The organism is Paraburkholderia sp. USG1, assembly GCF_031570135.1.
Taxonomy (GTDB): domain Bacteria; phylum Pseudomonadota; class Gammaproteobacteria; order Burkholderiales; family Burkholderiaceae; genus Paraburkholderia; species Paraburkholderia dioscoreae.
The window spans coordinates 83,922-110,280 of the sequence record NZ_JAMWXW010000018.1 but is presented as its reverse complement, the minus strand read 5'-3'; the positions used below and the strand labels follow the sequence as shown (position 1 = coordinate 110,280).

Genomic DNA, 26,359 nt, shown 5'->3' with positions numbered 1-26,359 from the left:
CTCCGAATCCTGAATCCCTCGGCTTGCTACGATATGACGACTTTCTCGGTGCGCAAATTCCTCGCGGCCGCGGTGGTAGCGGCGTGTTTGCCGCTCGTGCCGCATATGGCGTCGGCCGCTCCCGCCGCCAATCTGCCCGACTTCACTGACCTGGTCGACAAGGTCGGCCCGGCGGTCGTCAACATTCGCACGACCACACGCGTGTCGAGCAGCGGTGCCCGCAGCGGTTTGCCGCCGGGCATGGACGACGGCGATATGTCGGAATTTTTCCGGCGCTTCTTCGGCATTCCGTTGCCGCAGTCGCCCCAATCGCCGGGTTCCCCGGGTTCGGGTTCACCCCGCGGCGGCGACAACGGCGGCAGTGGCGGCAGCCAGGACTCGCCGGACAACAGCGATCAGGAACAGAACAGCGGAGTCGGCTCGGGCTTTATCCTGTCGGCGGACGGTTACGTGATGACCAACGCGCACGTCATCGACGACGCGGACACCATTTACGTCACGCTCACCGACAAGCGCGAATTCAAGGCAAAGCTGATCGGCGTGGACGATCGCACCGACGTCGCCGTCGTGAAGATCAGTGCCGCCAATCTGCCGACCATTACGATCGGCGACTCGAACAAGGTTCGCGTGGGCGAGTGGGTGGTCGCGATCGGCTCGCCGTTCGGCCTGGAGAACACGGTGACGGCCGGCATCGTCAGCGCCAAGGGGCGCGACACGGGCGACTATCTGCCGTTCATCCAGACCGACGTGGCCGTCAATCCGGGCAACTCGGGCGGTCCGCTGATCAACATGCAGGGCGAGGTGATCGGCATCAACTCGCAGATCTACAGCCGCACCGGCGGTTTCATGGGCATTTCGTTCGCGATTCCGATCGACGAGGCCATGCGCGTGGCCGACCAGTTGAAGGCGTCGGGCAAGGTCGTGCGCGGCCGGATCGCCGTGGCGATCGGCGAAGTGACCAAAGACGTGGCCGACTCGCTTGGTTTGCCGAAGGCGCAAGGCGCGCTGGTCAGCAGCGTCGAACCGGGCGGCCCGGCGGATAAAGCCGGTGTGCAGCCGGGCGACATCATCCTGAAGTTCAACGGCCATTCGGTCGACACCGCAACGGACCTGCCGCGCATGGTCGGCGACACGAAGCCGGGCACCAAGTCGACGATCACGATCTGGCGCAAGGGCCAGACGCGCGATCTGCCGGTGACGATCGCCGAAATGCAGCCGGACAAGACGATCAAAGCGGATCAGAAGAAGCCGCCGGTGCCGAAGCAGCGCGCCACGAACGTGTTGGGTGTGGCCGTCAGCGACATCCCTGCCGATCAGCTGAAGGCGCTCAAGCTGCACAACGGCGTGCAGATCGACGCCGTGGACGGTCCGGCGGCGCGTGTCGGCCTGCAAAAGGGCGACATCATTCTGCGGGTGGGAGACACGGACATCACGAGCGCGAAGCAGTTCGACGACGTGAGTTCGCACCTCGATTCGCAGAAGATGGTCGCGCTGCTGGTTCGCCGCGGCGAGAACACGCAGTTCGTGCCGATCCGCCCGCGTAGCGTTCAGAAATGACGAAGGCGGCACCGCTCACGCTCTATGGGCGCGCGTGGTGCCATCTTTGCGACGACATGCGCGCCGCGCTCGCGCCTTTGCTGGCCGAATTCGGCGCTACTGTCGAGGTGGTCGACGTCGATACTGATCCCATGCTGGAAGCCCGTTACAACGAACAGGTGCCGGTTCTGGTCTGTGACGGCGTCGAACTGTGTCACTATCACCTCGACGCGGCGCGGGTTCGTGCCGCGCTCGCCGCCCGGGTCGCGGCAGCATCCTGAGCCTGGCTCAAGAAGGGCGCGAAGGCAGCATAAAAGGCTGCATAAAGGCTGCGTCATCCACACCAGGGTTTCACGCGTTTCCCGTCCATCAGAGTTGGCGCGTTAGCGCCTCACTCTGGTCCCATGCAAGATAGTCGCTGAGCCGTCTTTTCCGCCTGAGCTTCGCAAGATGCGCCGGGCGATAGCCTTTTCGGCTAAAATAGATAGGTTTTTCACCTACTTACAAGGCGTGCTCCGCTATTGTCCGAGCGCGCCTTTTTCGCTTGATCGGTACTGAATGGATCATATTCGTAACTTCTCGATCATTGCGCACATCGACCATGGCAAGTCGACGCTCGCCGATCGCATCATCCAGATCTGCGGCGGCCTGTCCGATCGCGAGATGGAATCTCAAGTGCTCGATTCGATGGATCTCGAACGCGAGCGCGGCATCACCATCAAGGCACAAACCGCCGCACTGACGTACAAGGCCCGTGACGGGCAAGTCTACAACCTGAACATGATCGACACGCCGGGCCACGTCGACTTCTCGTACGAAGTCAGCCGCTCGTTGTCCGCATGCGAAGGCGCGCTGCTGGTCGTCGACGCGAGCCAGGGCGTCGAAGCGCAAACCGTGGCCAACTGCTACACGGCAATCGAACTCGGCGTCGACGTGATTCCGGTACTGAACAAGATCGATCTGCCGGCTGCCAACCCCGAAAATGCGATCGCCGAAATCGAAGACGTGATCGGCATCGACGCAACCGACGCCACGCGCTGCAGCGCGAAGACGGGCCTCGGCGTCGAAGACGTGCTCGAAGCATTGGTCGCCAAAGTGCCGCCGCCCAAGGGCGATCCGGAAGCGCCGTTGCAGGCGCTGATCATCGACTCGTGGTTCGACAACTACGTTGGCGTCGTGATGCTGGTGCGTATCGTCAATGGCACGCTGCGTCCGAAAGACAAGATCCGCATGATGGCGACCGGCGCGCAGTATCCGGTCGAACATATCGGCGTGTTCACGCCGAAGTCGAAGAATCTCGAATCGCTGTCGGCTGGGCAGGTGGGCTTCATCATCGCCGGCATCAAGGAACTGGCCGCGGCGAAGGTGGGCGACACCGTCACGCTGGTGAACCGTCCGGCCGCCGAACCGCTGCCGGGCTTCAAGGAAGTGAAGCCGCAGGTGTTCGCCGGTCTCTATCCGGTCGAAGCGAACCAGTACGACGCGCTGCGCGATTCGCTGGAAAAGCTGAAGCTGAACGACGCCTCGCTGATGTACGAGCCGGAAGTGTCCCAGGCGCTCGGGTTCGGTTTCCGTTGCGGCTTCCTTGGTCTGCTGCACATGGAGATCGTGCAGGAGCGTCTGGAACGCGAATTCGACATGGACCTGATCACCACGGCGCCGACCGTGGTGTACGAAGTCCTGCAGCGCGACGGCACGACCATCATGGTCGAGAATCCGGCCAAGATGCCGGAGCCGTCCAAGATCGAAGAAGTGCGTGAGCCGATCGTCACCGTGAATCTGTATATGCCGCAGGACTATGTCGGCTCGGTGATCACGCTGTGCACGCAAAAGCGCGGCACGCAGATCAACATGCAGTACCACGGCCGCCAGGTCCAGTTGACCTATGAGATCCCGATGGGCGAAGTCGTGCTCGATTTCTTCGATCGCCTGAAGTCGATCTCGCGCGGCTATGCGTCGATGGATTACGAGTTCAAGGAATATCGCGCGGCAGACGTCGTGAAGGTCGACATGCTGATCAACGGCGACAAGGTGGACGCGTTGTCAGTCATCGTGCACCGTTCGCAAAGCCAGTATCGCGGCCGCGAAGTGGCGGCGAAAATGCGCGAACTGATTCCGCGTCAGATGTACGACGTGGCGATTCAGGCCACCATCGGTGCGAACATTATTGCGCGCGAAAACATTAAAGCGTTGCGTAAGAACGTGCTGGCAAAATGCTACGGCGGCGACATTTCTCGTAAGAAGAAGCTGCTGGAAAAGCAAAAGGCAGGCAAGAAGCGAATGAAGCAGGTGGGATCGGTCGAGATTCCGCAAGAGGCTTTCCTCGCCATTCTGCGTGTCGAAGACAAATAAGACGAACAACGGAACCCTATGAATTTTGCGCTGATTCTTTTTGTGCTCGTCATTTTGACGGGCGTCGCATGGGTCGCAGACAAACTGGTTTTCATGCCGCAACGGCGCCGCGCGGCGGAAGCCGCGGTCGCCGAGTTCGACCGCCAGCAGGCACGAATCGGCGAGCGTTTCGCCGACGAAAACGCGGCACAAACGCGTGCGCGTCTGCGTGACGACAAGCTGCGTCAACCGTGGTGGCTCGAATATTCTGCGAGCTTTTTCCCGGTGATTCTGGTGGTGTTCGTGGTGCGCTCGTTCGTGGTCGAGCCGTTCAAGATTCCTTCAGGCTCGATGGTGCCGACGCTGCTGGTGGGCGACTTCATCCTCGTCAATAAATTTGACTACGGCATCCGTCTGCCGATCAGCAACACCAAGATCACCGGAGGCCGTCCGCTCCAGCGCGGCGACGTGGTGGTGTTCCGCTACCCGAAAGACGAATCGGTGGACTACATCAAGCGTGTGATCGGCCTGCCGGGCGACACCGTCGCGTATCAGGACAAGCAGCTCACGATCAACGGCAAGCCGGTGCCTGAAACGCCGCTGCCCGATTATCTCGACGACGAGCGAATGGGCTACGCGAAGCAGTTCGAAGAAGATCTTGACGGCCGCAAGAACGCGATACTGAACAATCCCGCTGTGCCGCCGTTCATCGTCGGCGCGGAAGATTATCCGTACCGTGACAATTGCACGTACAACGCACGCGGCGTGATCTGCAAAGTGCCGCCGGGCAATTACTTCATGATGGGCGACAACCGCGATAACAGCGCGGATAGCCGGTACTGGGGTTTTGCGCCGGATGCCAATATCGTCGGCCGCGCGTTTTTTATCTGGATGAACTTCAGCAATCTGAAACGCATCGGCTCATTCAACTGAGTTCATATGCGTTGATTGCACGACACGCCGCGCGGTTGGGCTTCGGTTAACCCGAGGTTGACCGTTACAGAGGTCACACGAGCCGCGGCGTGTTGTCATGCTACTTTAAGATCCCGCGGTAACGTCGCTTCACCACGCTTTTTCCGCTGGCCGTCCCGCGTTGTCGCCGGGTCGGACGCCCGCGTTATACTCTGCCCATGCCCCTATCTCCGTTGGAAAGCCGTCTGCGCTATGAATTTCGCAATGCGGAATTGCTGCGCCAGGCTTTAACGCACCGCAGTCACAGTTCCACGCATAACGAACGGCTCGAGTTTCTTGGCGACTCCGTTCTGAATTGCGCGGTGGCTGCGCTTTTGTTCCAACGTTTCGGCAAACTGGACGAGGGCGATCTGTCGCGCGTCCGTGCCAATCTGGTCAAACAGCAGTCGCTTTACGAAATCGCTCAGGCCCTCAATATTTCCGAAGGCTTGCGGCTGGGCGAAGGCGAGTTGCGCAGCGGCGGCTTCCGCCGCCCCTCGATCCTCGCTGACACGCTCGAAGCCGTGCTAGGCGCGGTGTTCCTCGACGGCGGCTTCGAGGCCGCCCAGACGGTCATCAAGCGTCTTTACGTGCCGATTCTCGATCATATCGACCCGCGCACGCTCGGCAAGGACGCCAAGACGCTGCTCCAGGAATATTTGCAGGGTCACAAGATCGCGCTGCCTACTTATACGGTTGTGGCTACGCATGGTGCGGCGCACAATCAACAATTCGAAGTCGAATGCACGGTGCCGAAGCTGGACGTGAAAGTCTCCGGCTCCGGCGCGAGCCGGCGCGCTGCGGAGCAGGCGGCGGCCAAGAAAGCGCTCGACGAAGTGATGGCCGCGGCGCCCGCCATAGTCGGCAAACCCAAGCGCTCGAAAAGTGCCCGCGCGGCGAAGAACGTCGAGCCGGAGATCGTACCTGGCGTCACCGGCGTGCAAGCCGCGCTGGATTTGCGCAGCCCGGATCGCAAGAGCGAGCGTGGAGCAGGGCGCGGTGAACCCCGCGCAACGGCCACGGCGGAGTCCGCAAGCGAGCGCCCCACGCTGGGCGTCACAGCCGCACCGTTGGCTGTGATTCGCGCCGCGCATGTGGAATACAGCGGGCAGGACAAAGCCGAACGCGCCGATAAGGCCGAGAAAGCGGAGAAGACGGCCGCCCACGCGAGCGACAGGTCCACTGATAAAGCCGGAGCGGCAGCGGCGGATAAACCCGCCGAGAAGTCCGCCGAAAAACCCGATACAAAGCCTGTGGACGCGAGAACGGCCGAAACCAGAACGGCCGAAGCCAAACCGGAAGCCGCGGCCGCGCGCGGCGTCGACAAACTTCGCAACCGCGACGCCACACCCGGCGCAGCGGCGCCGACCGAACACGAACCCGGCGTAGCCGACGCGGTGCAAACGCGCGTCGCCGACGCGGGCCATTGATTGCCATCGGCGCGCCTATCGCGCGTGTCGATCTGAACTTGCCGTAGCCCGAATATGAACGCTCCCACTCCCACTGGTTTTCGCTGCGGCATGGTCGCGATCGTCGGCCGCCCCAACGTCGGCAAATCCACGCTGATGAACGCGCTGGTCGGCCAGAAAGTCAGTATCACGTCGCGCAAGGCGCAGACCACGCGCCATCGCATCACGGGCATTCATACGCTCGAAGACGCGCAATACATTTTTGTCGACACGCCTGGTTTTCAGACCAAGCACAGCGGCGCGCTGAACCGTTCGCTCAATCGCGCGGTCACGTCCACGCTGACTTCGGTGGATGCGATCCTGTTCGTGATCGAAGCCGGCCGCTTTGGCCCGGACGACCAGAAAGTGCTCGACCTGATTCCGCCGTCGGTGCCCACGCTGCTGATCGCGAACAAGCTCGATCGCGTGTCCGATAAGGACTCGCTGTTCCCGTTCATGCAGCAGGTCAGCGCGCTGCACAAGTTCGCCGAGATCGTGCCGCTGTCGGCGAAACATCCCGACGACATCAAGCGTCTGATGGCGACCGTCAAGCCGTTCCTGCCGGAAGGCGCGCCGATCTATGGCGAAGACGACCTGACCGATCGCAGCGAGCGCTTCCTGGCTGCGGAAATCCTGCGCGAGAAAGTGTTCCGCTGGACCGGCGACGAACTGCCCTACACGAGCACGGTGCTGATCGACAAGTTCGAAACCGAAGGGCGCCTGCGCCGCATCTTCGCGACCATCATGGTCGACCGCGACACGCACAAGGCAATGATCATCGGCCAGAAGGGTGCGAAGCTGAAGCAGATCAGCACCGAAGCGCGCCTCGACATGGAACGGCTGTTCGACGGTCCGGTGTATCTGGAAACCTTCATCAAGGTGAAGAGCGGCTGGGCCGACAACGAAGCCGGGCTCCGTGCGTATGGGTACGAATGACGCGTGGATGACGCTGAATTCCGACGCCGACCCGGACGACCCGGAGCCGGCCGCGCCGGCACGCGATTTGTCCAAACCCGCGTCCAAACCCGCTCGTAGCACCAGAAAATCTTCATCGACCAAAAGCGCCCAGGGCGCCGAAGGCGAGCCACGTAAAGCGCCGGCCCGCCGCGCGCCGCGCACCTCCGCGTCCGACTACCGGATCGCGGAGCAACCTGCATTCGTTCTCCACAGCTATCCGTATCGCGAGACCAGTCTGATCATCGACGTGCTCTCGCGCGATCACGGCCGCCTCGCGCTCGTCGCGAAGGGCGCGAAGCGTCCGCACTCCGCGCTGCGCGGCGTGTTGCAGACGTTCCAGCCGCTCGCGCTGTCATGGTCGGGCAAGTCCGAAGTGCGCACGCTGACCGGCGCCGAGTGGGTCGGCGGCATGTTGCCGCTGGCCGGCGACGCGCTCCTGTGCGGCTTCTATGTCAACGAACTGCTGGTCAAGTTCTGCGCGCGCGAAGACCCGCATCCGCAATTGTTCCACCACTACGTCGTCACGATGACGCGTCTCGCGCACGACGAGCCGCCCGTGCAGGTGCTGCGTTCGTTCGAGCGCGTGCTCCTGCGCGAAACCGGCTACGCGATGGCGCTGGACCGCACCGTCGCGCGCAAGGCGGTGCTGGCCGAAGGCCGCTACGTGTTCGACCCCGAGCGCGGCGTGCGCGAGGCTTCCGACGATCTGCCCGCGCAATGGCCGGTCATCGCCGGACAAACCTTGCTCGATATGGAACAGGACGACTACCATCGAGCGCAGACCGTGGCGCAAAGCAAAACGCTGATGCGCTTTCTGCTCAACACTTACCTTGGCGGCACGCCGCTCGCGACGCGCCAGATCCTGATCGACCTGCAGAACTTATGAGCTTCTTTCTTACGTCGCCGAATGTGATTGACCTGGGCGTGAACATCGATCACGTCGCCACGCTGCGCAACGCGCGCGGCACCTCGTATCCCGATCCGATCCGCGCCGCGCTGATGGCCGAAGAGGCCGGCGCCGACGTCATCACGCTGCATCTGCGTGAAGACCGGCGTCATATCGTCGACGCCGACGTGCGCAAGCTGCGTCCGCTCCTGAAGACGCGCATGAATCTCGAGTGCGCGGTCACGCAGGAAATGCTCGACATCGCCTGCGAAGTGCAGCCGCACGACGTCTGCCTCGTGCCGGAAAAGCGTCAGGAGCTGACGACGGAAGGCGGGCTCGACGTCGCCGGCCAGTTCGAAGCCGTGCGTGCCGCGTGCAGGCAACTCGCCGAAGCGAACTCGCGCGTGTCGCTCTTTATCGATCCGGACGAAGCGCAGATTCGCGCCGCGCACGAAGCCGCCGCGCCGGTGATCGAATTGCACACCGGGCGTTACGCCGAAGCCCACGATCCCGCCCAACAGCAGCGCGAGTTCGAGCGCGTGGTGCGCGCCGTCGAATTCGGCGCGAAGCTCGGCATCAAGGTCAACGCCGGCCACGGCCTGCACTATACGAACGTCCAGCAGATTGCCGCGATCGAGGGCATCGACGAATTGAATATCGGCCACGCGATCGTCGCGCACGCGATCTTCGCCGGCTGGGACAACGCGGTGCGCGAGATGAAGGCGATCATGGTCGCCGCGCGTCTCGGCGCGCGCTCCTGACGCAACCTGAGGCGGCGATCTCGCGTATGGCGATCTACGGCATCGGTACGGATATTGTTCAGGTCAGCCGCGTGGCCGCGGTCATGACGCGCACCCATGGCCGCTTCGCCGAAAAGGTGCTCGGTCCGGACGAACTGCGCGTCTATCACGCGCGGCACGCCCGCTCGGCGGCGCGTGGGCTCGCGTTTCTCGCCACCCGCTTCTCGGCGAAGGAAGCGTTCTCGAAAGCGATCGGCCTCGGCATGCGCTGGCCGATGACGTGGCGTGCGCTGCAAACGCTCAACAAGCCGAGCGGCGAACCGATGGTGGTCGCGTCCGGCGAACTGGCCGAATGGCTCGACGCGCGCGGCATCACGGCGCGCGTCACTGTCAGCGACGAGCGTGATTACGCGGTGTCGTTCGTGATCGCGGAAACGGTGGAGACGGCGCCATCAACGCAAGCAGCGGCCCTCGGCGCCGCCAGATAAAAAATACTTTGAACGCGGTGCACGCCGGCCGCGTCTTCTTTTGCTTCAGGCTTTTTTCCAGCGGAAATCGATGAAAACCATTCCCGGACCGGTGATGCTCGACGTGGTCGGCAAAACGCTGAACGACGACGACAAGCGCCGCCTTGCCCATCCCATGACCGGCGGTGTGATCCTGTTCGCGCGCCACTACGAGAGCCGCGCGCAACTGATCGCGTTGACCGATTCGATTCGCGCGATCCGTGAGGATCTGCTGATCGCCGTCGATCATGAAGGCGGGCGCGTGCAGCGTTTTCGCACCGACGGCTTCACCGTGCTGCCGGCAATGGGCAAGCTCGGCACGTTGTGGGACAGCGATGTATTGCACGCCACCAAAGTGACGACGGCTGTCGGCTACATTCTCGCGGCGGAGTTGCGCGCGTGCGGTATCGACATGAGCTTTACGCCGGTGCTCGACCTGAACTACGGGCAGTCGCAGGTGATCGGCGACCGCTCGTTCCACCGCGATCCGCGCGTGGTGACCCTGCTCGCGAAGAGCCTCAACCACGGACTTGCGCTGGCCGGCATGAGCAATTGCGGCAAGCACTTTCCGGGGCACGGTTTCGCGCGGGCGGATTCGCATGTCGCCATGCCGGTCGACGACCGTTCGCTCGACGAAATCCTGCGCGATGATACCGCGCCGTACGACTGGCTCGGTTTGTCGCTGGGATCGGTCATTCCCGCCCACGTGGTTTATCCGAAGGTCGATTCGAAGCCGGCGGGTTTCTCGCGCGTGTGGCTGCAGGAGATTTTGCGCAACAAGCTGCGCTTCGAGGGCGCGATTTTCAGCGACGATCTTTCCATGGAAGCCGCGCGCCAGGGCGGCACGCTGACCGAGGGCGCCACCGCCGCGCTGCAAGCCGGCTGCGACATGGTGCTGATCTGCAATCAGCCGGACGAAGCAGAGAAGGTGCTGGAAGCGCTGCGCTTCAGGCCGTCGAAGGAATCGCAGCGCCGGCTCAAACGCATGCGGCCGCGCGGTAAAGCTTTGAAGTGGAGCAAGCTGGTCGCCGAGCCGCAATACCTGCAGGCGCAAGCGCTGCTACGGAGCGCGTTCGCCTGAGTCGCTGCGGCGACAGACAGGCGGGCGGGTAGGCAGGAAAAACGGCACCTTGAAACGAAGGTGCCGTTTTTTAACCATGCGAGGCTGGAGCCTCAAGCCGGCCCGGCCAGCACTCAGTTCAAGCGCATGCGTTGCAGCTTGTTGTACAGCGTCTTCGGACTGATGCCGAGCAGCGACGCCGCCCGGTGACGCGTACCGCCGACCGCATCCAGCGTGGCGCGAATCAGCATTTCCTCGACGTCCGCGAGCGGCGTGCCCACCGTGACCTGCACGCGGCTGCCGTTCAGATCGCGGCCGTTCGCCGAGCCCGCCTCGTCGGCGCGCAGCGACTCCAGCACGTCGCCGGACGCCTGATACGCGCGCCGCACGCGGTCGTGCAACTCGCGCACATTGCCCGGCCATTCATACGCGAGGCACTCGCGCAGAAAGTTCGGCCCGACCTGCTTGGCGGCCTCCAGCGTGCCGCGCGTGGTTCCTTCGTGATTCAACTCGTCGACGATTGCCTGGGCGATCAACGCCGGATCTTCGCCGCGCTCCCGCAGAGGCGGCAGCGTCACGGCGGCCGCTTCGAGGCGCAGCGCGAGATCCTCGTGCAGACTGCCGTCGGCCACCGCCGCGCGCGGCACCTTGCGCGTCGAGGCGATCAGCCGGAAGTCAGTCACGACCTGATTCGTGCCGCCGACGCGCATGAAGGTCTGCGAATCGAGCGCACGCAATAGCGCTTCCTGCTGGTCGCGCGGCAATTCGGCGATTTCGTCGATGAACAGCGTACCGCCGCTCGCCTGTTCGAACAGGCCCGGCTCGCGCTGCTCGGCGCCGCTAAACGCGCCGCGTTCGTGGCCGAACATCAGGCTGTCGAGCGAGCGATTCGCACCCAGGTTGCCGGCGGTCCGGCAATCGAACGTGACGAACGGCCCTTTGCGGCGCCGGCTCATGTCGTGCATGGTGCGCGCCGCCATCTGCTTGCCGGTGCCGACCTCGCCGGAAATCAGCACGGCGGCTTCAGTCGGCGCGATGTGCTCGATCGTGTCGTACACATGCTGGATCGCGCTGCTTCGGCCGAGCATGGAACCGAAACGTCCAAGCTGCCGCAGCGATGCGCGCAGCGTCTGCACTTCTTCGGTCAGTTCGTACGGGCGTGGAATGCGCGCGAGCAGACTGCGCAAACGGGGAATGTTGACCGGCTTCAGAAGGTAGTCCCAGATGCCGTGCCGTAAACCTTCAATGGCGCTTTCCACCGTCGCATTACCCGTCATCACGATCACGGGCAAATCTCCGCCGGGCGGATGAGCGGGCAGATGTTGCAGCAGATCGAGCCCGCTGCCGTCCGGCAGATTCAGGTCGACGAGTACGACATCGGGAATGAACCGCGTCAATGCGGCCCGGGCCTCCGCGAGGGTAGTCGCCGTGTCGACGGAGAAGCCGTCGGCGGCGAGGATGGCGGACAGGCCTGACAGGCTATTGGGATCGTCTTCAACAATCAGGGCGTGTGGCATGGCGAGCGCAATTTTTAGATGGATGGAATACCCAACGCGCTGCGCCGATACATTGGCGCGCGCCACGGGCGCGATGCTGGCCGGTACTGTCGAGCGAATCAGCGCCACGCGCGCAGCCTTCGCTTGCGCGGTGCAGGAGCGGCCGCACTGCGTAGGCTGGCCGTGCGGCGCGTCCAACACCAGGCAGGCGGCGATTCGATTCAAGTACTTCTGGTCCTTTGCGTTATCAATCACACTGCGGAGCCCTTTCCCACGTCTTGCAAGCCTGGGCGGGCACCTGTATTTCCTTCACTCGGGCTGTCAGAAATCCCGGTTGCTATCGAAAAAACGGCGCACTTCGAGTTCCGCCTGTTCGCGCGTCTTGCCGTAGCGCTCCTGGATCAGGCCGACAAGCTTCTCGGCGCGACCTTGGGCCTTGGTCAATTCATCGTCCGTCAGTTCGCCCCATGCGGTCTTGGCCTTGCCGACCATCTGCTTCCATTTGCCTTCAGCGATGTCGTTATTCATGTCGCATCTCCCGAGTTGAAAATAAAGCCGTACCGGTCTATATTCGAGATTAAGCATGGACTGTGCCAACAAGATTTGATTAGAATAATCAATGGTTTGCTGAGCGAAGTAGGGGAAATGTGGGGGATTGATGTGCAATTCGGAGAAGAGCGCCGGTAAAGTTTTCCTCAACCATACACGGCAGCAAGAAAAAGAAAAAGCGCCCAATCCGGGCGCTTTTTTTTCGATTTTTTTCTCAGCGCCGCAACAACGGCGCAGGATTTCGGCGAGCAGGGCGCTTAAGCGCGGCTGCGGTACTCATGCGTACGCGTGTCGATTTCGATCTTGTCGCCGATGTTGCAGAAGAGCGGCACCTGCAGTTCGAAACCAGTGTTCAGCTTGGCGTTCTTCAACACCTTGCCCGACGACGTATCGCCCTTGACAGCCGGTTCCGTGTAGATGATTTCACGGACCAGCGTGGTCGGCAGTTCGACCGAGATGGCCTTCTCGTTGTAGAACACGACTTCGCAAGCCATGCCGTCTTCGAGGTAATGAAGGGCGTCGCCCATCATTTCGCTTTCGACTTCGAACTGGTTGTAGTCGGCGTCCATGAACACGTACATCGGGTCAGCGAAGTACGAATACGTGACTTCCTTGCGTTCCAGCACGACGACGTCGAACTTGTCGTCTGCCTTGTACACGCTTTCCATGCCTGCGCCGGTCAGCAGGTTCTTGAACTTCATCTTGACGACGGCGGAGTTGCGGCCCGATTTGTTGTATTCGGCCTTTTGCACAACCATTGCGTCTGCGCCGATCATCACGACGTTACCGGTGCGGAGTTCCTGTGCGGTCTTCATAAAACTGTCCTGTACGAAATAATTAGCTTCAACTTTTGCTCAACGGCATACGGCGCAAGCGGCTTCGGCGCCTCGCTCACTGCGCCGCGCCGCCTGAAGCGGCCCGGCGGGTTGCGAGCGAAGCGCGGCCGGCTTGCCGCCGGGACCGACTTCCGGGCCGCGACCTGCGGCCGGCGTCATTCCCGGCAATCCGTTACCTGCTTTTTACCCTGTGCGGGCGTGTACACGAGTGGCGCCGTCCGCAACACACGTCCTGGTCTGACATTTCTGTCGTTCACACCTTGATGTGGGGACTGTCTCGCATCTTTCGAGGCGGGATAGGCGAGCCGGTCAAGCGAATTGCCGGATTTCGCCGCTGCGGTCGGGCCGCGCTTGCGTCGTCGGCCGTTGGATAACCGTTTATTTTAACTGAGTTTTTGCGAACAAGGCCAGATTTCCGGCGAGGTCGCCCACTTGAGCCAGTTCGTCCGCCCATTCGGCTGCACGGCGCCTGAGCGCCGGGAAGTGACGCTGCAATTGCGCCCAGTCCGGCGTGCCCGCGCCGTTCCACGCGTGCCAGAAGCGCCCAAGGGCGTCGCGCGCATCGGCGGGCAAGATGCGCGCGTAGTGCGCCAGCGCCGCGTCGAGCTTCGGCAGATGGGCGTCGTCGGCTTGCGGGTAGATGTGCCAGACGAAGGGTTTGGCGGCCCATTGAGCGCGTACGAACGAGTCTTCGCCGCGCACGAAATTGATGTCGCTTGCCCACAGCAGCGCGTCGTAGCCGGGCTGATCGGTAAAGGCGAGCGCGTGTGCGCTGAGATTTCCGCGCACGGCGTGCGAGCCGGCGGCGAACGAAGGCAGGCCGAAGAAGCGCGCGAGCGCCCCCGAAATGCGGCCTTCGGGCACCAGCAGCACGACCGGGCCGGCGCTGTCGCGCCATTGTTCGAGCAGGCTGTCGACGGCGGGATTTTCATAGGCGAACAGCGAGACGACGGTAGCCTCGGCGGGCGGAGGCGCGTGGCCGGTGGCTTGCCGCCACCACGCCTCGCGCGCGGTGGGCGACGCTTCGAAAGCCGCGCGTGCGCTGTCGAGATGCCGCTCCTTCAGCACGCCGCCGGTGCCTTGCCCGAGGCCGGGGAAAAAGAAGGTCTTGGTCAGCGCGTAGCGCGGGTGCGGCGACGGCCGCAGATGAAAATCCGCGACCCAGTCCTCGGCGCTCAGATATTCGAGGTTGAGCCATACGGGCGTGCGCTCGCGCGCCGCCATCGCGGCGACGTAGACAGGCGGCAGTTCACAGCCGAACGCCTCGATCACCACATCGGCCACTTCGAGCGTGTCGCCCGCATGGGCCGGCTCGTGCCAGTGTTCGACGACGATGCCGCTCACCGTCTGGCGAGCGCGCTCCAGCGACAGCGACGGGCACAGCTTCTGAAACGCATGCAGGTCGTCGACGAACACGCGCACCTGCCAGCCGTGTTCGCTCGCGAGTTGGCGCGCAAGTCGCCAGCACACGCCGATGTCGCCGAAATTGTCGATCACCGCGCAGAAGATATCGCAGGCGATTGCCGTGGACGCGTCAGCGGCGTGCTCAGAGAGGGGCGTGGCGGAAGACATGGTGGCCTGGATCGCGGATTCGAACGGATGGATAGGGTGGCGAAGTTCGGGCTATCTGGACGCGCTGCGCCGCAGTGCCGCCAGCTGCCGCCGACGCCCGGCCTGATTCGAGGCAACAGGGTTCGAACGCGCGTGGAATGTTCTAAACTGGCGATTCTAAAGCACCCGTTCACGATTGCGCGCGTGAGGCATACTCCGGTTCACCCAGGCGCGCGGCACGCGGGGCAAGGCTTTGCAAGACCGTCCCACCCAACCGATTCTGCATGACTGAACCCGAAGCAACCGACGTTTTCGAGCCGAAACAAGTGCTCACCCAACTGCCGCATCTGCCCGGCGTTTATCGCTATTACGATACGCACGGCGCGGTGCTTTACGTGGGCAAGGCACGCGATCTGAAGAAGCGCGTCTCGAGCTATTTCACGAAGACGCAATTGTCGCCGCGCATCGCGATGATGGTCACGCGTATTGCGCGCGTCGAGACGACGGTCACGCGCTCCGAGGCCGAAGCGCTTCTGCTCGAAAACAATCTGATCAAGGCGCTCGCGCCGCGTTACAACATTCTGTTTCGCGACGACAAGTCGTATCCGTATCTCAAGCTCACCGGGCACAAGTTTCCGCGCATGGCGTATTACCGTGGCGCGGTGGATCGGAAAAACCAGTACTTCGGTCCGTTTCCCAGTGCGTGGGCAGTGCGCGAGAGCATCCAGATCCTGCAGCGCGTGTTCCAGTTGCGCACCTGCGAAGACTCCGTGTTCAACAACCGCACGCGGCCGTGTCTGCTGCATCAGATCGGCCGCTGTACGGCGCCGTGCGTCGCGGCCATCAGCGAAGAGGATTACGCGCGCGACGTCGCCAACGCTTCGCGCTTTCTGCTCGGCCGCCAGGGCGAGGTAATGAGCGAGCTCGAACAGAAGATGCACGCGTTTGCGAGCGAGCTGAAGTTCGAGCAGGCAGCGGCGGTGCGGAACCAGATGAGTTCGCTGTCGACAGTGCTGCATCAGCAGGCGATCGAAGTCGGCAGCGACAGCGACGTCGATATTCTCGCGGTGGTCGCGCTGGGCGGCCGCGTCTGCGTGAATCTCGCGATGGTGCGCGGCGGACGGCATCTGGGCGACAAGGCATACTTTCCGGCGCATGTGGAAAGCGCGTTGACGGTGGATGAGGGCGGACTGGAAGAAGGCGGCGAGGGGCTGGCCGATGCCGCCACCGGACCGGTCTCGCTCGCTGAAGAGAATGTGGGTGGTGAGGCGGGGCCGGCCGATACCGCCGACGCTCTGGCGATCGCGCAAGATATGCCGCCGGAAGACGATCAGGACGATCAGGACGAACCGGACGGCGAACCTGAAGAGGCGGAGTCCGAAGCGGACTTAGACGCAGACTCCGAAGCGGACACCGAAGCCGACGCCGACGCCGCAAAGCCACGCAAAGGCCGCGCAACCGGCGGCATCGAATCCGAAGTCCTCGAAGCGTTCATCGCCCAGCATTACCTGGGCAATCGCGTGCCGCCGGTACTGGTAGTCAGCCACGCGCCCGCCACACGCGAACTGGTCGACGTGCTGATCGAGCAGGCCGGCCATAAGGTGACCGTGCTGCGTCAGCCGCAAGGACAGCGGCGTGCATGGCTCGCCATGGCCGAGCAGAACGCGCGGCTCGCGCTCGCGCGCCTGCTCTCGGAACAGGGCTCGCAACAGGCGCGCACGCGCGCGCTTACCGACACGCTCGGCATGGAATGCGACGATCTTGCGCATCTGCGCATCGAATGCTTCGACATCAGCCACACCATGGGCGAGGCGACGCAGGCCTCGTGCGTGGTGTATCACCATCACAAGATGCAGTCCTCGGAATACCGCCGCTACAACATCACCGGCATTACGCCCGGCGACGATTACGCCGCGATGCGCCAGGTGCTCACGCGCCGCTACGAAAAGATGGTCGCGCAAGCCGCCGCGAATGCCGCCGACGAAGCCGCCGAATTGCAAAGCGACGCAGCCGTGGACCCGTCGCTCGCGCCGGACGCCGCGGAGCCGGTCGCGGCCGGCGGCGTCTTGCCGACCATCGTGCTGATCGACGGCGGCAAGGGCCAGGTCGAAATCGCGCGCCAGGTTTTCACGGAACTGGGTCTCGATACCGGCATGCTGGTCGGTGTCGCGAAGGGCGAGGGGCGCAAGGTCGGCCTCGAAACCCTGATTTTCGCCGATGGCCGCGCGCCGCTCGAACTCGGCAAGGAAAGCGCCGCGCTGATGCTGGTCGCGCAGATCCGCGACGAAGCGCACCGCTTCGCCATTACCGGCATGCGCGCGAAGCGCGGCAAAACGCGCCAGACCTCGCGGCTCGAAGAACTCGAAGGCGTGGGCGCAAAGCGGCGCCAACGACTGCTCGCGCGCTTTGGCGGACTGCGCGGCGTGGTTGCGGCCAGTGTCGAAGATCTGGCGAGCGTCGAAGGTATTTCGCAGGCGCTCGCAGAGCAGATTTACCGTCAGTTGCACTGAGCGCGACGGGTCCGGCCGGGCGCCGATTCCCTGCCGAGCGGCGTGCGTACGAGGGTCCGCGCGCCGCTTTGCTTGTGGCAGGCCCTGTGACACGGCACAATTGCATCTCACTCGTCAGACGCTGCGCCTGCCCATGCCGTTTAATTTCCCGATTTTCCTGACCTGGCTGCGGATCGTCCTGATTCCGCTGGTCGTCGGCGTGTTCTATTTGCCCGACATGATGATGAGCCCCGCGCACCGCAATCTGGCGGCCGCGACGATTTTCATTCTCGCGGCGTTGACCGACTGGTTCGACGGTTTTCTGGCGCGCAAGTGGAATCAGACCTCGGCGTTCGGTGCGTTCCTCGATCCGGTCGCGGACAAGCTGATGGTGACCGCCGCGTTGCTGGTGCTGGTGCAACTCGCACGAATCGATTCGGCAATTGCGCTGGTGATCGTCGGGCGCGAGATCGCGATTTCGGCGCTGCGTGAGTGGATGGCGCAGATCGGCGCGTCGAAGAGTGTTGCGGTCAATTCACTCGGCAAGTTCAAGACCGTTTGTCAGATGGTCGCGATTCCCATGCTGCTGTTCTACGGTCCGCTGCCGTTCGGCGGCGGCCTGGTGCTCGATACGCGCGTGTGGGGCTTGTGGCTCATCTATCTTGCCGCGTTCCTGACGATCTGGTCGATGCTCTACTACATGAAGCTCGCATGGCCGCAGATTCGCGAACGCAGCGGTGCGGCCTGATTTGCGTTCACGGTGGAAGACGCCTGCTGCATGCCCGAACTTCGCTGATGCATGAGTGAAATCTGTTCAGTAAAAGAGATTGGCAAAAGGGGTTGACACGTTTCAGTCGTTTCTCCATAATCTCGTTTCTCCGATGCACGCAGTTTGAGACGTCGGTGGCAGTAAGAGTGTAGTTGCAGTAACAAGGCAGCAGATAGCACGGCAAAAGCAGCACAATGCGGGAGTAGCTCAGTTGGTAGAGCGCAACCTTGCCAAGGTTGAGGTCGCGAGTTCGAGCCTCGTCTCCCGCTCCAAATTTGAAGCAACGCGTTGTTTGGCGAAGAAGTAAAAAGGCAAGGCGTTGTGAAGCAGTGCAATGCGGGAGTAGCTCAGTTGGTAGAGCGCAACCTTGCCAAGGTTGAGGTCGCGAGTTCGAGCCTCGTCTCCCGCTCCATACATAAGGGGAAGCAGCGCTTCCCTTTTTGTTTGGTGGGCCGGTCCTTCCGGTTGCCCGCCAGACAGAATCTGCGAATCTGTTGCTAGGTTCCAGTCCGCTTGCGGCGCGATAGCAAAGCGGTTATGCAGCGGCCTGCAAAGCCGTTTAGGCCGGTTCGACTCCGGCTCGCGCCTCCAGTAGTTGATGTATTGAAAAGCCCCGCCAGTCGGGGCTTTTCTTTTTTGTGCGTTTTCCGACTGCACAGATGCGGATACGGTAGCGGTCTTGTGCCGAGACACGCGACGTATCTGCACGCCGGCCGGCCCTCGCGATCAACAGCGTGTTCGGTACATACCCATTCTTTTGCTTGCGGCCGATCCCGAACACATCCGGCGAACCTCTTCCTCATCGGGTCAGAAGCAGCGCGGCGCCGACGGATAAGATCCTGCGTTGTTTACCAATCTATTCTCTAACACTTTCATTTTTATTTTATTGTCTTTCATGTCCGTTCCGGCAATTGCCCATTACCTCAAGTCTGCGGTTTTGATTGCCATCGGTAATTGCCGATAATGTACAGTAGCCAAAGCCAATTCGCGCATTTATAAAGGTGGCAGCCATCTGATTCAATGAATGGCGGTGCCTTTTCAGCGCGAAAGTACGGGGCAAGGTAACACCCGCTACAACTACTACATCTCGACCAATGAAAAAAATCATAACTGCAGCCGTGCTGTTCACCGTCGGCTTGCCGATGCTGGCTATCGCTCAGTCGGCGCCGCCTCCGGCCCTTAAGACCGGGGACACCTGGACTTACGTCAACACGTTTGAGAAAGCGCCTTCAGTCTGGCGCCAGACCCACGACGAGGTGAGCGTCTTGCGCGCCACGTCGGCCCACATTTACTACGCGTCGAAGCCGGTGGGCTCGACTCAGGCGCCCAATGAGTTGATCGCGGGCGCCGACTGGAGTCGCGAGCGCAGTGTGAATGGCACGGAAGTGGTGGTGAACCGGCCGCTCGCGTTTCCGCTATCGCCCGGCAAAACCTGGAGCATCGACTACGCGGAACAGCATCCGAACAAGATGCACGCTTCGGAAAAATGGAGCACTCAATATCGGGTTGTGGATACGGAAACCGTCGAGGTGCCGGCGGGCAAATTCCAGGCGATCAAGGTCGAAGCGGAAGGCAACTGGACCGCGCAACTCGAACCGACGCAGACCGTTACGCAGGCCGTGCAGGTCCAGCAGGGCGATACCGCGATGGTCACTCATGCGCAGAAAACCGGCCCTGTTCAGGCGACCGGGCGTACTTATAAAGCGATCTGGTATGTGCCGGAAATCGGCCGGTGGGTAAAATCGGTGGAGGAGTATTACGCCAGCAATGGCGTGCGAAACGAGCGTTATACGAGTGAATTGGAGTCGTTCAAAAGAAGCGCCGAATAAGCGCTTCGCATGCGAGATGCGATTTATCCGGCAGCGGATTTTTCTGTGCCAGAAAAGCCTCGTTGTTTGGGGCTGTATTTTTTATTCAAACCCTGGTTGGAAATGTCCATGCGGAACATTGTCCGCGCGCTGGCTGCGGCCGCCTGAGCGCATCTGCAGGTGGCGTTGACGCACAGCCTCGGGTGGGACTATGGTGGCCTCGCGCACGTCACGCGCGACACCGCAGTTGTTCGATTGAGCAGCGCGCCTGCTTTTCTGCGTCACTGTCTGTCCACTCCGAGGTTGCATGTACCTACAACTCACCGGCACTCAAGTTCGCCTGCTCGGCTCGATGCATCTCTTTCCCGCGACGAACCGCAGAACGCCGCCGTGGATCGCTGAAGCGTATGACTGGGCCGAAGCGCTGGTCTTCGAGTCCGATCCGCCGACGATCCTCCCGTTGCTGAAGGCCGCCGGGCAAGACGGCGCCGCCCGGTTGCAGGCGCTGCTATCCGCCGACGCATGGCAGCAGCTTCAAGCCGCGTGGCCTGTTGATGGACCGCTGGCACCGCTTGTCGATTTGCGTCCGTGGGCCGCGCTGATCGTCGCGCCGACGCTGTTCCAGCAGGTCGTCGAAGGTGTCGAGCCGCGCATGTTGCGCTCGGCGATTGCGCAGGCCAAACCGTATCGGTATCTCGAGACCGCACAGGAGGTGGCGGTGGCGCTCGATTCGATCCCGCTCGAAGCGCTCGGCGCGGCACTCGGCCTGCTGATGGCCGATCTCGACGAACCGCAGCGCACGCTCGAGCGCATGCATGCGGCCTGGCTGGAAGGCGATCTGCCCGCCGTGCACCGCATTGCCGTCGAGTCGCCGATGTTCAATCTGCCGGGCATCCGGCACGCGATTCTCGACGCGCGCAACCGCGCATGGGCTGCGCGCCTGACCGAGTGGCTCACACGGCCGGAGCGCACGTTGGTGGTCGTCGGCGCGCTGCATTTGTGCGGGCCCGGCAACCTGATCGAATGTCTCGCGCGGCCCGTCGAGCCGGTCTTTGTCAACCCATAGCATGCGCGTCGCCGCGCGGCCCGAAACGGGTCGTGTGCGGCATAATCTCGCATTACCGCTGTGTGTGCGGTGCGCTCCTTTCTATAGAACGTTGTCATGACCGAACCGCAGCAAAGCGCCGCCACGCGGCTGGCACAACTCGATTGGCGCTGGAAATCCTTCGACGACCTCACGAGCCTCGAGGTCTATACGATGCTGGGCGCGCGCAGCGCGGTGTTCGTCGTCGAGCAGAACTGTGTGTATGGCGATATCGACGGGCTCGATACGGGCGCGTGGCATCTGCTGGCCTATGGTCACGATTCCGGTGAAAAACAGCCGCCGCTCGCGGGTTATCTGCGCGTGCTGCTGCCCGATGCGGACGACACGGACATTCGCATCGGCCGGGTGCTTACGACCGCGGAGTTCCGCGGCATCGGTCTGGGCAATGCGATGCTCGAACGCTCGCTTACGCACATTCGCGCGCAATGGCCTGGCACGCCGATCCGTTTGCATGCGCAGGCCCATCTGCAAGGCTTTTACGGTGCGTTCGGCTTTGCGCCGGTGTCGGAAGTCCATGAAGAAGACGGCATCCCGCACATCTGGATGCATTCGGCCTGAAGCGGCGAAACAACGCCGGCCTCGGCGCGGGCGCGCCGGGCTTGCCGCAATCGTCGATCGTTGCGAACCACGGGATATCAGCCGTGATTGCCGGCAGGCGCCGAAGCGGTGCTCGCGATTGCGTGTGCCGCTTTCGCGTGCCGTTCCCCGCGCAGGCGGCCGCGTGCCGACAGCCGCATCCAGTGGCGCAAGGCCAATAGCGCGCCGATCACGCTCATCATCGAACCCGGAATCCACAGCAACAGTCCGCCGATCTGCTGATCGCGCATCGGGCTCAACCACGTAAATGCGCGGCCGCAGATCGAGTAGATCGGATACAACTCGTGCGGCGTGAAGAAAATGAAGGCGCCGAGAATGATCTGCGGCGGAATCGCGGCGATCACCACCAGCACGCGCTTGCCCGGCGACAGACGCGCCGGCGGCGCGGGACGCGGATCGAGCACGAGCCACCAGAACAGCAGGCCATCGATCACCATGCTCCAGTTCATCACGCGATACAGCCGCCAGTCGAGCATCGCGACGAAATGAATGGGCGACATCAACCAGAAGTAGATCAGCCCGACGAACAACGTCACCGCGACCACCGGATGCATCACCACGTCGAGCAGCTTGCGCACGACCGGCGTCTCGAGTGCGGGCCGCACGAAGCGTTGCCGCCAACTGAACGGAATACCCGCGCGCAACGCGGCGCCCGGATACGACAGCGCGATAAAGAACGGCCCGAGGTGATGCAGCACCAGGTGCTGCGCGCGATGCATGAAAAACTCATGCTCGAAGAAATAGTCGAGACGCGTATGCAGCGCGACATACAACGCCACCAGCCCGAACCAGAAAGAGAGACGCCGCGCGAGCGATACCTTCGCCTTGCGCGCACCGCGCACGAAGAGGATCGCCGGCACCAGCAAGGCGATCACGACGGTCGGCGAAAACTCCCAGGGGTCGAGCCAGTAGAGCAGGTTCATCGCGGCAGGTTACTTCGTCTGCGCCGGCGACTTGACGGCGAACGGCGTATCGAGCGTTTCGCCGTCGGAGAACTTGAGCGTGAGATGCACGGTGTCGCCCGGCGCGATCTTGTGCTTCGCATCTTCGAGCATCACGTGGTAGCCGCCGGGCGCGATGGCGACCTGGCCGTGCGCCGGCACCGTCAGCTTGTCGACCATCACCATTTTCTGCGACGAACCGTTCGACACGGTCTGATGCAGCATCGCGTCGCCATAGTCGTTGCTGGAGATGTCGACGAGGTCGACCGGTTTGTTGCTCGCGTTGACCAGCGTCACATAGCCGGCGGCGGGCAGGTTGTTGGGCAGCCAGCGCACCCACGCGTCCTTTGCGCTGACCGCGTTGGCGCCCGCGGCTTGCACGGTCGATGCGACACCGAACGAGAGGGCGAGGGCACAACTCAATGCAGCGAACGTTTTGATCTTGATCGACATGAATGAACTCGGGAAAGGTCAGGAACGGTCTTCAATGATACGGCGCAGGTCTTCTGCGATCGCATCGGGCGTGTCGTGGTCGGTGGCCAGCAGGCGCGCGCGGCCCTGGCTGTCGAACACGTAGACGGCGGAACTATGGGTGACCTCGTAGTTGCCGTGGGGGTCGTGTTTTTCCATCTGATAGGCGACGCGGTAGCGCTTGGCGAGCGACTCGATCTGCCAGTCGGTACCGGTCAGCCCTTCTGCGTGTTGCGGGTCGAAGGCGCCGACGTAGTCATGCAACGCTTGCGCCGTGTCGCGCGCGGGATCGACAGTGATGAACAGGATGCGCACCTTCTGCGCGTCGGGGCCGAGCTTGCCGAGCACCTGCATCAACCGGCCCATCGTTTCAGGACAGACATCCGGGCAATGCGTGTAGCCGAAATAGACGAGTGACGTGCGGCCCTTGAACGAATCGGCGTTGACGGCGCGGCCGTCGTCGCCGGTCAGCGTGAAATCGAGATCCGGCAGGTGGCCGGTCACATTGGTCAACTGCCACGTTTCCTGGCGATGCGTGCAGCCGGCAAGCGCCGCGAGCGCGCCCAGCATGACCGTCAATGCAAACAGGCGCGCGGACCACGGCCCGCGTGAGGATGCGAGGTGCGTTGGCGAATACCTGGATGAGAAGATCGGGAACAAAGCAGGGTTCAGTTACTCGATTGAATTGCGGCGCCCGTGGGACCGTGAGTGGCGCGGCTCGATTTGCGCGTAACGCGCGGGCCGTCATAGTGTGCAAATATGGTCGTAACAGCAATGATCTGCGTGGCTGCGACTGTAGCGCAAAATCGCTCACGACGTCGCGCAGCGCCCACGGGCGCGCGTTTTGCGGGGCAATTTGACGCAGGCGGCTGAAAGCTGCATGAAGCCGGATTGTTGTCTTTTTGAACGCAATCGCCGGCGGTGCTCCCGGGTGGCGCCCGGCTGGGCTTGTGTCCAGCCTTACTTTCTCGAAAAATTGATGGATGCGCGGTAAGATGCGCACACTTTTCCGGCCGCAAGAGGCTGAAAGGCATAATCAACTGATGCAAGCACTCCCGGCTGTTCTGTCTCCAGGCGAGACGGCATTTTTCTTCGATTTCGACGGCACGCTCGTCGAACTCGCTTCCACGCCGGACGGCGTGCTGGTGCAACCTCGCGTAATCGACTTGCTGAACGAGTTGCGCAACCTGACGAACGGTGCGGTCGCGGTTGTGTCGGGCCGGGGTATCGACAGCATCGACGGTTTTCTGGGCATGCCCGATTTGCCGATTGCCGGTCTGCACGGCGCCGAGCGGCGCGACGCGAACGGCGACACGCAACGCATTGGCTTTCATGACGAGCGGCTCCTGCGCATGGAGCAGGTGCTTGCGCAGGTAGTCAACGAAAACCCAGGCATGCTGCTCGAGATCAAGGGCGCGGCCGTGGCGCTGCACTACCGGAATGCGCCGGACCGCGAGCCGGTGGCGCGCGAGGCGACCGGCCGGCTGGTCGCCGATTACGCCGGCTCGTACGTGCTGCAGCCGGGCAAGATGGTCTACGAAATCAAACCGAAAGATGTCGACAAGGGCCGCGCGCTGCGCGCCTTTCTCGACGAGCCGCCTTTCGTCGGCCGCCAGCCGATCTTTGCCGGCGACGATCTGACCGACGAGAAAGGCTTCGCGGTCGTCAACGAACGCGGCGGGCTGTCGATCAAGGTCGGCCCGGGCGAGACGATGGCGCGAACGCGCATCGACTCGGTTCCGGCGCTGCTCGACTGGCTGGCATCGATCGTCGCGGCCGCGCGCACGGCATGATGGCCATGCCGCATCGCTCAAAGCAAACAACCTACTGCCTCGGGAATCGCGCTTCATGGGCCGACTGATCATCGTATCGAATCGGGTTGCGCCGATCTCGGAGGGCGGCCCGGCAGCGGGTGGTCTGGCGGTCGGCGTGTACGACGCGCTGAAGGAAACCGGCGGCATGTGGTTCGGCTGGAGCGGCGACGTGCTCAGTTCGGGCCAGCCGCAGATCAAGGTCGAAGAGCGCGGCCCGGTGACCTTTGCGACGATCGCGCTGATGCGCCGCGATTACGATCAGTACTACCGTGGCTTCTCGAACGCGACGCTGTGGCCCGCGTTCCACTATCGCGCCGACCTGCTGCAATACGACCGGCACGACTTCGAGGGCTACTGGCGCGTCAATGGCTGGCTCGCGCAACAACTCGTGCCGTTGCTGCGCGAAGACGACGTGATCTGGGTCCACGACTATCACCTGATTCCGTTTGCGCAGGCGCTGCGCGCGGCGGGCGTGAAAAATCGCATCGGCTTTTTCCTGCACATTCCGTTTCCGGCTTCGCAGGTGCTGCTGGCGGTGCCGCCGCATCGCGAACTCGTCGAAGCGCTGTGTTCGTTCGATCTGCTCGGTTTCCAGACGGCGCCGGATTTGCGCGCGTTCTGCGACTACATCGTCAATGAGGCGAACGGCACGGTCGACGCATCGGCAAGCGGTCCGCTGACGATCCACGCGTTTGGCCGCACGCTGCGCGCGGCGGCTTATCCGATCGGCGTCTATCCGGACGAGATCGCCGAACTCGCAAAAGCGGGCGAGCGCGGCAAACCGGTGCGCACGATGAAGGCGACGCTGCACTCGCGCAAGCTGATCATGAGCGTGGACCGGCTCGATTATTCGAAGGGACTGGTCGAACGTTTTCGCGCCTTCGAGCGTCTGCTCGAACATTCCACCGCGCAACGCAACAAGGTGTCGTTCCTGCAGATCGCGCCGCCGACGCGCGCCGACATGCACGCCTACCAGGACATCCGCTTGCAGCTCGAAGGGGAGTCGGGGCGCATCAACGGGCGCTTCGCCGAACTGGACTGGACACCGATTCTCTACATCCACAAGCAATACGAGCGCTCGGTGCTGGCCGCGCTGTTCCGCACCGCGCATGTCGGCTATGTCACGCCGTTGCGTGACGGCATGAACCTCGTCGCCAAGGAGTACGTATCGGCGCAAGACCCGGAGAACCCCGGCGTGCTCGTGCTGTCACGTTTTGCCGGCGCCGCGCAGGAACTGGACGGCGCGCTGATCGTCAATCCGGTCGACATCGACGGCATGGCCGAGGCGCTCGCGAGGGCGCTCGACATGCCGCTCGCGGAGCGTCAGGCGCGTCATCGCGACATGATGGTGCAGTTGCGCGAGAACAATGTGTCGGTGTGGCGCGATAACTTCATGCGCGATCTGCAGGGCGTCGCTGGTGCAAAGAGCACCCGAAATGGGAAGGCGCGCGCAGTGTCGGGGAAAAAGGCGGCGCGCGAAACGCAGGCCGGGTAGGTCCATACCGGCCGACGGGCATG

General features: G+C 62.8%; 24 protein-coding genes and 3 tRNA genes. 20 read left to right on the top strand and 7 right to left on the bottom strand.

Translation table 11 applies throughout. From position 1 onward, the window contains the following. The first annotated feature begins 33 nt into the window (after positions 1–33). The 10 genes from NE850_RS23505 (at position 34) to nagZ (ending at position 10,436) form a co-directional block, all read left to right on the top strand. Positions 34–1,557, top strand: coding sequence for a DegQ family serine endoprotease (locus NE850_RS23505; protein WP_007180976.1), 1,524 nt, complete (start codon positions 34–36; stop codon positions 1,555–1,557). Then, positions 1,554–1,817, top strand: a complete 264-nt coding sequence (locus NE850_RS23500) for a glutaredoxin family protein (RefSeq protein ID WP_007180977.1) — start codon at positions 1,554–1,556, stop codon at positions 1,815–1,817. The genes NE850_RS23505 and NE850_RS23500 overlap by 4 nt, the downstream gene beginning before the upstream one ends. A 277-nt stretch (positions 1,818–2,094) precedes the next feature. Then, positions 2,095–3,888, top strand: coding sequence for a translation elongation factor 4 (gene lepA / locus NE850_RS23495; RefSeq protein ID WP_007180978.1), 1,794 nt, complete (start codon positions 2,095–2,097; stop codon positions 3,886–3,888). A gap of 18 nt (positions 3,889–3,906) precedes the next feature. Further along, a complete protein-coding gene (lepB, locus tag NE850_RS23490) occupies positions 3,907–4,800 on the top strand; it encodes a signal peptidase I (RefSeq protein WP_165186733.1) in 894 nt (297 codons plus the stop codon). Positions 4,801–4,997: 197 nt separating this feature from the next. Then, positions 4,998–6,248 carry a ribonuclease III gene (rnc, locus tag NE850_RS23485; protein WP_007180980.1) on the top strand — a complete coding sequence of 417 codons (1,251 nt, stop codon included), beginning with the start codon at positions 4,998–5,000 and terminating at the stop codon, positions 6,246–6,248. A gap of 54 nt (positions 6,249–6,302) precedes the next feature. Then, positions 6,303–7,202 carry a GTPase Era gene (gene era, locus NE850_RS23480; RefSeq protein ID WP_051058999.1) on the top strand — a complete coding sequence of 300 codons (900 nt, stop codon included), beginning with the start codon at positions 6,303–6,305 and terminating at the stop codon, positions 7,200–7,202. After that, a complete protein-coding gene (recO, locus tag NE850_RS23475) occupies positions 7,189–8,109 on the top strand; it encodes a DNA repair protein RecO (RefSeq protein WP_310699457.1) in 921 nt (306 codons plus the stop codon). Before era ends, recO begins: the two co-directional genes overlap by 14 nt. Then, positions 8,106–8,870, top strand: coding sequence for a pyridoxine 5'-phosphate synthase (gene pdxJ, locus NE850_RS23470; protein ID WP_007180983.1), 765 nt, complete (start codon positions 8,106–8,108; stop codon positions 8,868–8,870). Before recO ends, pdxJ begins: the two co-directional genes overlap by 4 nt. A gap of 26 nt (positions 8,871–8,896) precedes the next feature. Continuing rightward, a complete protein-coding gene (acpS, locus tag NE850_RS23465; protein WP_007180984.1) occupies positions 8,897–9,337 on the top strand; it encodes a holo-ACP synthase in 441 nt (146 codons plus the stop codon). Between the two features lie 70 nt (positions 9,338–9,407). Beyond that, the gene (gene nagZ, locus NE850_RS23460) at positions 9,408–10,436 is read left to right on the top strand and encodes a beta-N-acetylhexosaminidase (protein ID WP_165186728.1); all 1,029 of its coding nucleotides are present in this window, start codon (positions 9,408–9,410) and stop codon (positions 10,434–10,436) included. Positions 10,437–10,549: 113 nt separating this feature from the next. On the opposite strand, the gene NE850_RS23455 is transcribed toward nagZ, so the two are convergent. From NE850_RS23455 to earP, 4 genes are all read right to left on the bottom strand, one after another. Further along, positions 10,550–11,932 (bottom strand): sigma-54 dependent transcriptional regulator, encoded by a 1,383-nt coding sequence (locus NE850_RS23455; RefSeq protein WP_035518527.1) that lies wholly within the window; start codon positions 11,930–11,932, stop codon positions 10,550–10,552. A gap of 300 nt (positions 11,933–12,232) precedes the next feature. Next, positions 12,233–12,439 (bottom strand): CsbD family protein, encoded by a 207-nt coding sequence (locus NE850_RS23450; RefSeq protein WP_007180987.1) that lies wholly within the window; start codon positions 12,437–12,439, stop codon positions 12,233–12,235. Between the two features lie 278 nt (positions 12,440–12,717). Beyond that, positions 12,718–13,275 (bottom strand): elongation factor P, encoded by a 558-nt coding sequence (efp, locus tag NE850_RS23445; RefSeq protein ID WP_007180988.1) that lies wholly within the window; start codon positions 13,273–13,275, stop codon positions 12,718–12,720. Positions 13,276–13,674: 399 nt separating this feature from the next. Next, positions 13,675–14,868 (bottom strand): elongation factor P maturation arginine rhamnosyltransferase EarP, encoded by a 1,194-nt coding sequence (gene earP, locus NE850_RS23440; protein WP_165186726.1) that lies wholly within the window; start codon positions 14,866–14,868, stop codon positions 13,675–13,677. A gap of 263 nt (positions 14,869–15,131) precedes the next feature. On the opposite strand from earP, the gene uvrC reads away from it, so the two are divergent. The 8 genes from uvrC (at position 15,132) to NE850_RS23400 (ending at position 21,576) form a co-directional block, all read left to right on the top strand. Beyond that, the gene (gene uvrC, locus NE850_RS23435; RefSeq protein WP_007180991.1) at positions 15,132–17,357 is read left to right on the top strand and encodes an excinuclease ABC subunit UvrC; all 2,226 of its coding nucleotides are present in this window, start codon (positions 15,132–15,134) and stop codon (positions 17,355–17,357) included. 133 nt (positions 17,358–17,490) lie between these two features. Then, positions 17,491–18,084 (top strand): CDP-diacylglycerol--glycerol-3-phosphate 3-phosphatidyltransferase, encoded by a 594-nt coding sequence (gene pgsA, locus NE850_RS23430; RefSeq protein WP_007180992.1) that lies wholly within the window; start codon positions 17,491–17,493, stop codon positions 18,082–18,084. A gap of 217 nt (positions 18,085–18,301) precedes the next feature. Then, positions 18,302–18,377 (top strand) — tRNA-Gly (locus tag NE850_RS23425). 64 nt (positions 18,378–18,441) lie between these two features. Continuing rightward, positions 18,442–18,517, top strand: a tRNA-Gly gene (locus tag NE850_RS23420). A 105-nt stretch (positions 18,518–18,622) separates the two neighbouring features. Further along, positions 18,623–18,696 (top strand) — tRNA-Cys (locus NE850_RS23415). A 503-nt stretch (positions 18,697–19,199) separates the two neighbouring features. Then, the gene (locus tag NE850_RS23410; RefSeq protein WP_310699456.1) at positions 19,200–19,934 is read left to right on the top strand and encodes a hypothetical protein; all 735 of its coding nucleotides are present in this window, start codon (positions 19,200–19,202) and stop codon (positions 19,932–19,934) included. A 286-nt stretch (positions 19,935–20,220) separates the two neighbouring features. Continuing rightward, a complete protein-coding gene (locus NE850_RS23405; RefSeq protein ID WP_007180994.1) occupies positions 20,221–20,979 on the top strand; it encodes a TraB/GumN family protein in 759 nt (252 codons plus the stop codon). A gap of 96 nt (positions 20,980–21,075) precedes the next feature. After that, positions 21,076–21,576 carry a GNAT family N-acetyltransferase gene (locus NE850_RS23400; protein ID WP_007180995.1) on the top strand — a complete coding sequence of 167 codons (501 nt, stop codon included), beginning with the start codon at positions 21,076–21,078 and terminating at the stop codon, positions 21,574–21,576. Positions 21,577–21,653: 77 nt separating this feature from the next. Here the strand turns inward: NE850_RS23400 and NE850_RS23395 are convergent, their stop codons facing one another. From NE850_RS23395 to NE850_RS23385, 3 genes are read right to left on the bottom strand one after another with little or no spacing between them, the layout of a single operon-like run. Further along, positions 21,654–22,538 (bottom strand): cytochrome c oxidase assembly protein, encoded by an 885-nt coding sequence (locus NE850_RS23395; protein WP_007180996.1) that lies wholly within the window; start codon positions 22,536–22,538, stop codon positions 21,654–21,656. Between the two features lie 9 nt (positions 22,539–22,547). Next, positions 22,548–23,009 (bottom strand): copper chaperone PCu(A)C, encoded by a 462-nt coding sequence (locus NE850_RS23390; RefSeq protein WP_310699455.1) that lies wholly within the window; start codon positions 23,007–23,009, stop codon positions 22,548–22,550. Between the two features lie 18 nt (positions 23,010–23,027). Further along, the gene (locus NE850_RS23385; protein WP_035517963.1) at positions 23,028–23,597 is read right to left on the bottom strand and encodes an SCO family protein; all 570 of its coding nucleotides are present in this window, start codon (positions 23,595–23,597) and stop codon (positions 23,028–23,030) included. Between the two features lie 473 nt (positions 23,598–24,070). On the opposite strand from NE850_RS23385, the gene otsB reads away from it, so the two are divergent. Together otsB and otsA are read left to right on the top strand one after the other, a co-directional pair. Further along, positions 24,071–24,820 (top strand): trehalose-phosphatase, encoded by a 750-nt coding sequence (gene otsB, locus NE850_RS23380; protein WP_035518528.1) that lies wholly within the window; start codon positions 24,071–24,073, stop codon positions 24,818–24,820. A gap of 55 nt (positions 24,821–24,875) precedes the next feature. Then, complete coding sequence (gene otsA, locus NE850_RS23375; RefSeq protein WP_007181000.1) at positions 24,876–26,336, top strand: alpha,alpha-trehalose-phosphate synthase (UDP-forming); 1,461 nt, start codon at positions 24,876–24,878, stop codon at positions 26,334–26,336. The last annotated feature ends 23 nt before the right edge of the window (positions 26,337–26,359 follow it).